The organism is Longimicrobium sp., assembly GCF_036554565.1.
Classification (GTDB): domain Bacteria; phylum Gemmatimonadota; class Gemmatimonadetes; order Longimicrobiales; family Longimicrobiaceae; genus Longimicrobium.
Genome location: NZ_DATBNB010000651.1, coordinates 1 through 4,372, shown reverse-complemented (window position 1 = coordinate 4,372; position 4,372 = coordinate 1). Strand labels below are relative to the sequence as shown.

5 protein-coding genes are annotated in these 4,372 nt (G+C 68.5%); 4 read left to right on the top strand and 1 reads right to left on the bottom strand.

Annotated features, from left to right (window positions below; genetic code table 11):
* Positions 1-11 precede the first annotated feature (11 nt).
* Positions 12-1,388, bottom strand: a complete 1,377-nt coding sequence (locus VIB55_RS18140; protein WP_331878079.1) for an MFS transporter — start codon at positions 1,386-1,388, stop codon at positions 12-14.
* Positions 1,389-1,517: 129 nt separating this feature from the next.
* Here VIB55_RS18140 and VIB55_RS18135 point away from each other — a divergent pair, with 129 nt between their 5' ends.
* From VIB55_RS18135 to VIB55_RS18120, 4 genes are all read left to right on the top strand, one after another.
* Positions 1,518-2,714, top strand: a complete 1,197-nt coding sequence (locus VIB55_RS18135; RefSeq protein ID WP_331878078.1) for an App1 family protein — start codon at positions 1,518-1,520, stop codon at positions 2,712-2,714.
* An 89-nt stretch (positions 2,715-2,803) separates the two neighbouring features.
* The gene (locus VIB55_RS18130; protein WP_331878077.1) at positions 2,804-3,286 is read left to right on the top strand and encodes a hypothetical protein; all 483 of its coding nucleotides are present in this window, start codon (positions 2,804-2,806) and stop codon (positions 3,284-3,286) included.
* Positions 3,287-3,635: 349 nt separating this feature from the next.
* Complete coding sequence (locus tag VIB55_RS18125) at positions 3,636-4,058, top strand: hypothetical protein (RefSeq protein ID WP_331878076.1); 423 nt, start codon at positions 3,636-3,638, stop codon at positions 4,056-4,058.
* Positions 4,058-4,372: alpha/beta hydrolase (locus VIB55_RS18120; RefSeq protein ID WP_331878075.1), on the top strand; the 315-nt coding region annotated here is incomplete at its 3' end. The genes VIB55_RS18125 and VIB55_RS18120, both read left to right, overlap by 1 nt.

Genomic DNA, 4,372 nt, shown 5'->3' with positions numbered 1-4,372 from the left:
ACTGCCGTTCGTCAGCCCGGGGCGATCACGCCGCCTTCCACCGCCGCCTCCTCCGCGCGAGCTACGCGCTGCCCTTCTTCCACGTCCACGCGCGAAAGCAGGAATCCGCCGATCACGAAGAAGGCGATGATCGACAGGATGGCTTCGCGGCTGGTGCCCGTGTAGCTGACCACGATCGCGAAGATCGCCGGTCCGAAGATTCCCGCGAACTTCTCGAACACGCCGAAGAACCCGAAAAACTCGCCCGAGCGGTGGCGCGGGATCATGCTGGCGAAGAGCGAGCGGCTCAGCGCCTGCGCACCGCCCTGCACCAGCCCCACGCCAACCGCCAGCAGCAGGAAGTCGCGCCCGGTCTGCATCCGGTAGCCCAGGATGGCGATCAGCACGTATACGCCGAGCGCGATGAACACCGACCGCTTGGCCCCGATCTTTCCCGCCAGCGCACCGAACAGGAACGCGCACGGCACGCCCACGAATTGGACGAGGACGATGGCGGTGATCATCGTCCCCGTCGGAATCCCCAGCTCCGTGCCGAACACCGTCGCCATGCGGATGATGGTGCCGATCCCGTCGTTGTAGATAAGGAACGCGAGCAGCATCAGGAACGCCTGCTTGTAGCCCCGCAGCGCGCGGAAGGTCTCGGCCAGGCGGGTGAACGCCACGCGGACGGGGTTGGCCCCGGCGTGTTCATCCGACTCGCGCGCCACCGGCGGCTCGGGTACGCGGCGGAAGAGCGGGATGGAGAAAAGCAGCCACCATACGGCCACCGACAGGAACGACAGCCGCGCGGGGAGCGTGGCCTGTGCCGGCGTGAGCCCCGGGCCGGAGGGCAGCCCGAACCACTCCGGCTTCTGGATCCACATGAGGTTGATCACCAGCAGCAGCCCGCCGCCGATGTAGCCCATGGCGTACGCCGCCGTCGACACGCGGTCCATCTCATCCCGCTCGGCGATGTGCGGCAGCAGCGACTCGTAGAACACGAAGCTGCCGTTTGCCCCGACGTTGGCGAGGATGAAGAGGACCGAGGCCAGCAGCAGGTTGCCCTGCATGATCAGGAACATCAGCGCCGTGGCGGCCACGCCCACGCCCATGAACGTGGCCAGCAGGCGCTTCTTGATGGCCACGTAGTCGGCCATGGTGCCCAGAATGGGCGCCATCACCGCCACGATCGCCAGCCCCACGGTGGTGGCCCAGGCGTACGTTTCCGTCGCGTTCGGGTGCCCCTTGGCCGCCACGCTGACGAAGTAGATGGGAAACACCGCGTTGGTGATGGTGCAGATGAACGCGGAGTTGGCCCAGTCGTACATGGCCCAGGCGCGCAGCTCCGGGCGGTGAAGCCCCAGCGCGTTCAGCATTCCGCGGCGCTCGGCGGGTACGGTGGATGGCATCCGGATGTGGGATCAGGGGGAGCTGGGGGCGTAGACGGCGGGATTCTCGTTCGCCAATATGCTCGGCGTGCGCCCGGCGGGCCAGTGCCGCGGGCCTGATCCCAACCCTTCACCCCAGGGCGCCACGAGATGGCAGACTGGAAGAACGCGATCGCGAAATTCGTCCACCGGGTAGAAGAAAAGGTGGACGCGCAGCGGCAGAAGTTCGGCGCCATGGGCGACGGCACCGCGCGCATCGAGGCGTACCGCGGCTACGGCTGTGCCGACCGCGCGTACCTGCGCGGCCGGGTGGTGCGCGGGGCCGCCGTTCCCGCAGCCGTGGCCGAGCAGGGCATCGCCATGAACCTGGCAGCCATGATCCAGCGCTTCGAAAGCGACGAGGTGGCCGGCGCGAAGGTGCGCGTCATCTACCCCGGGGGCGAGGCGGCCGTCACCACCGACGAGGAGGGCTACTTCGAGGCGTGGCTCCATCCCAAGCCGCCGTTCAGCGCCGACAACCTGTGGCACGAGGTGGTGATCGAGCTGCTGGAGCCGGCCGAGTCCAACCCGCCGCACCGTGCGCTGGGCCAGGTGCTCGTTCCCCCGCCCACCGCGGCGTTCGGGGTGATCAGCGACATCGACGACACCGTGGTGAAGACCGACGCCACGTCGGTGCTGCGGATGGCGAAGAACGTGTTCCTGAGCAACGCCCACACGCGGGTGCCCTTTCCCGGCGTGGCCCCGTTCTACCGTGCGCTGCAGCAGGGCGCGGGCGAGTCGCCCTTCAACCCCATCTTCTACGTCAGCAGCAGCCCGTGGAACCTGCACGACACGCTGACCGAGTTCCTGATGGTGCAGAAGATTCCCCTGGGGCCGCTGATGCTGCGCGACTGGGGCGTCAGCGCGCAGGAAACCCTGCCCACGGGGCACGCCAGCCACAAGCTGGAGGCCATCCGCCGCATCCTGGACCTGTTCCCCGCCCTGCCCTTCGTCCTGATCGGCGACAGCGGGCAGGAAGATCCCGAGATCTACCACCGCGTGGTGCGCGACTACCCGGACCGCATCCTGGCCGTGTACATCCGCAACGTCGTTCCGCGGCCCGATCGCGTGGGCGCGATCCGCAAGCTGGCGGCGGAGGTGGAACACGCGGGCAGCGCGCTGATCCTGGCCGACGACACGCTGGCGGCGGCACGCCACGCGGCCGAAAAGGGCTGGATCCGCCCGCAGGCGCTGGGCGAGATCGGCGAGGTGGCGCGCGAGGAGCACGAGCCTACGCCCGCGGGAACCAACCAGGCGAACCGGGAGCTGAGCACCGAGGGCCCGGGCCCAGGCCCGCAGGCGCGCTGAACAAACCTTGGGCATACCTTCTGCACCAGGCGTTCGCCCCCGTCGCCGTTCGGGCGGCGGGGGATCGAAATCAATGGAAGGCAGAGCAAATGCACGAGGGCCGAGATTTCCTGCGCGCGCAGGTCAGCAACTGCGTCATGCAGCACAAGACGCTCCTGGAGAGCCTGGAAGACCACGCGAAGCAGGCGGAGGACCCCGCGTTCCGCACGCTGTGCGAGCGCTACATTCCCCGCATGCAGCAGCACCAGCAGACGCTGAACGCGTACCGGGCCACGCTGGGTGAGGAAGGGGGCCAGGGGCTGAAGGGTGCGCTGGGATTCGTGCTGGGCAAGGCCAAGGACGTGGCCGACAGCCTGCGCACCGACGACTTCCTGCGCGTGGTGGAAGACATCGTGATGATCCGCCAGGCCCAGGATACCTTCGCGACCTTTGCCGCCGCGGGCGACCGCATCGGCGAGCCGCGCCTGAGCGAGATCGGCCGCACCTGCGAGACGGAGCACGACCAGATGCAGCGCGAGTTCAACGCGCTGGTGCAGGAGATGTTCGTGCGGCAGGCGAAGAAGAGTGCGTAAGGGAAGTGCGAAAGTGCGAAGTGCGAAAGTGCGAGAGTGAAAACTGACGAACCGCATTGCTTGGGCGCCTTCTCCTGGTGCGCTCTGGCTATGCGGTTTGGTCCTCTATGGCGGCGCGTCTCGAATGGTGTGTGGCGGATCCTTCGGTCGCTGCGGATCGCGGTGCAGAGGCAGGTACTTCGTGGCCGCTCGCTCAGGATGACAGCCGGCCCCACCGTGCGGCCCTCGCACTCTCGCACTGTCGCACTGTCGCACTCTCGCACTCTCGCACTTTCGCACTGTCCCCCGCCCCGTACATTGTCCCCGCGAGCGGCCGTCCGGGCCGCGCTTCCATCCACATCGCGGATCGATGACCATTCTCTTCCACGCCCATTCCGGGCTGCGCTACCTGGTCCTGCTCGCCGCCGTGGCCGCCATCGTCGTGCTGATCATGGGCTACGTTCGCGGACGGGCGTACGCGGGCCCCTCGCGCGGCCTGACGGCGGCGTTCACGGGGCTGCTGCATCTGCAGGTGCTGCTTGGGATTGCGCTGGTCCTCACCGGTATCTGGTACGGCGCGCTGATGGGGCACCTGACCATGATGATCGCCGCCGCCATCGTGATGCCCGCGCTGTCGGCGTACGCCAAGAAGCAGCCGGATGGAAAGAAGGCGCACGGCGTGGCGCTCGCGGGCGTGGTGCTCGCCCTTCTGCTGATCCTGGGCGGCATCATGTCCATCGGCCGCGGCCCGCTCGGCACCTCCGGCCGCCCTTCGGCCTCCGCGGAGCGCTGATGCTGAAATACGAAGCCGCCGTTCCGCCCGACGTCCAGGACGGCGCCCCACTGGTGGTGCTGCTGCACGGGCGCGGGTCGGACCGGTTCGACCTGCTGTCGCTCGCCCCGCACCTGGCGCCGGGCGCCGTCGTAGTCACGCCGGAGGCGCCACACAGCGGAACGCCGTGGGGATACGGGCCGGGGTGGGCGTGGTACCGGTACATGGGCGGCACCCTGCCCGAGCCGCAGTCGTTCGAGGTGTCGCAGCAGGCACTCGCGGAATTCCTGGCCGAGATCCCCTCGCGGCTTCCGGTCCGCACGGGGCCGCTGGTG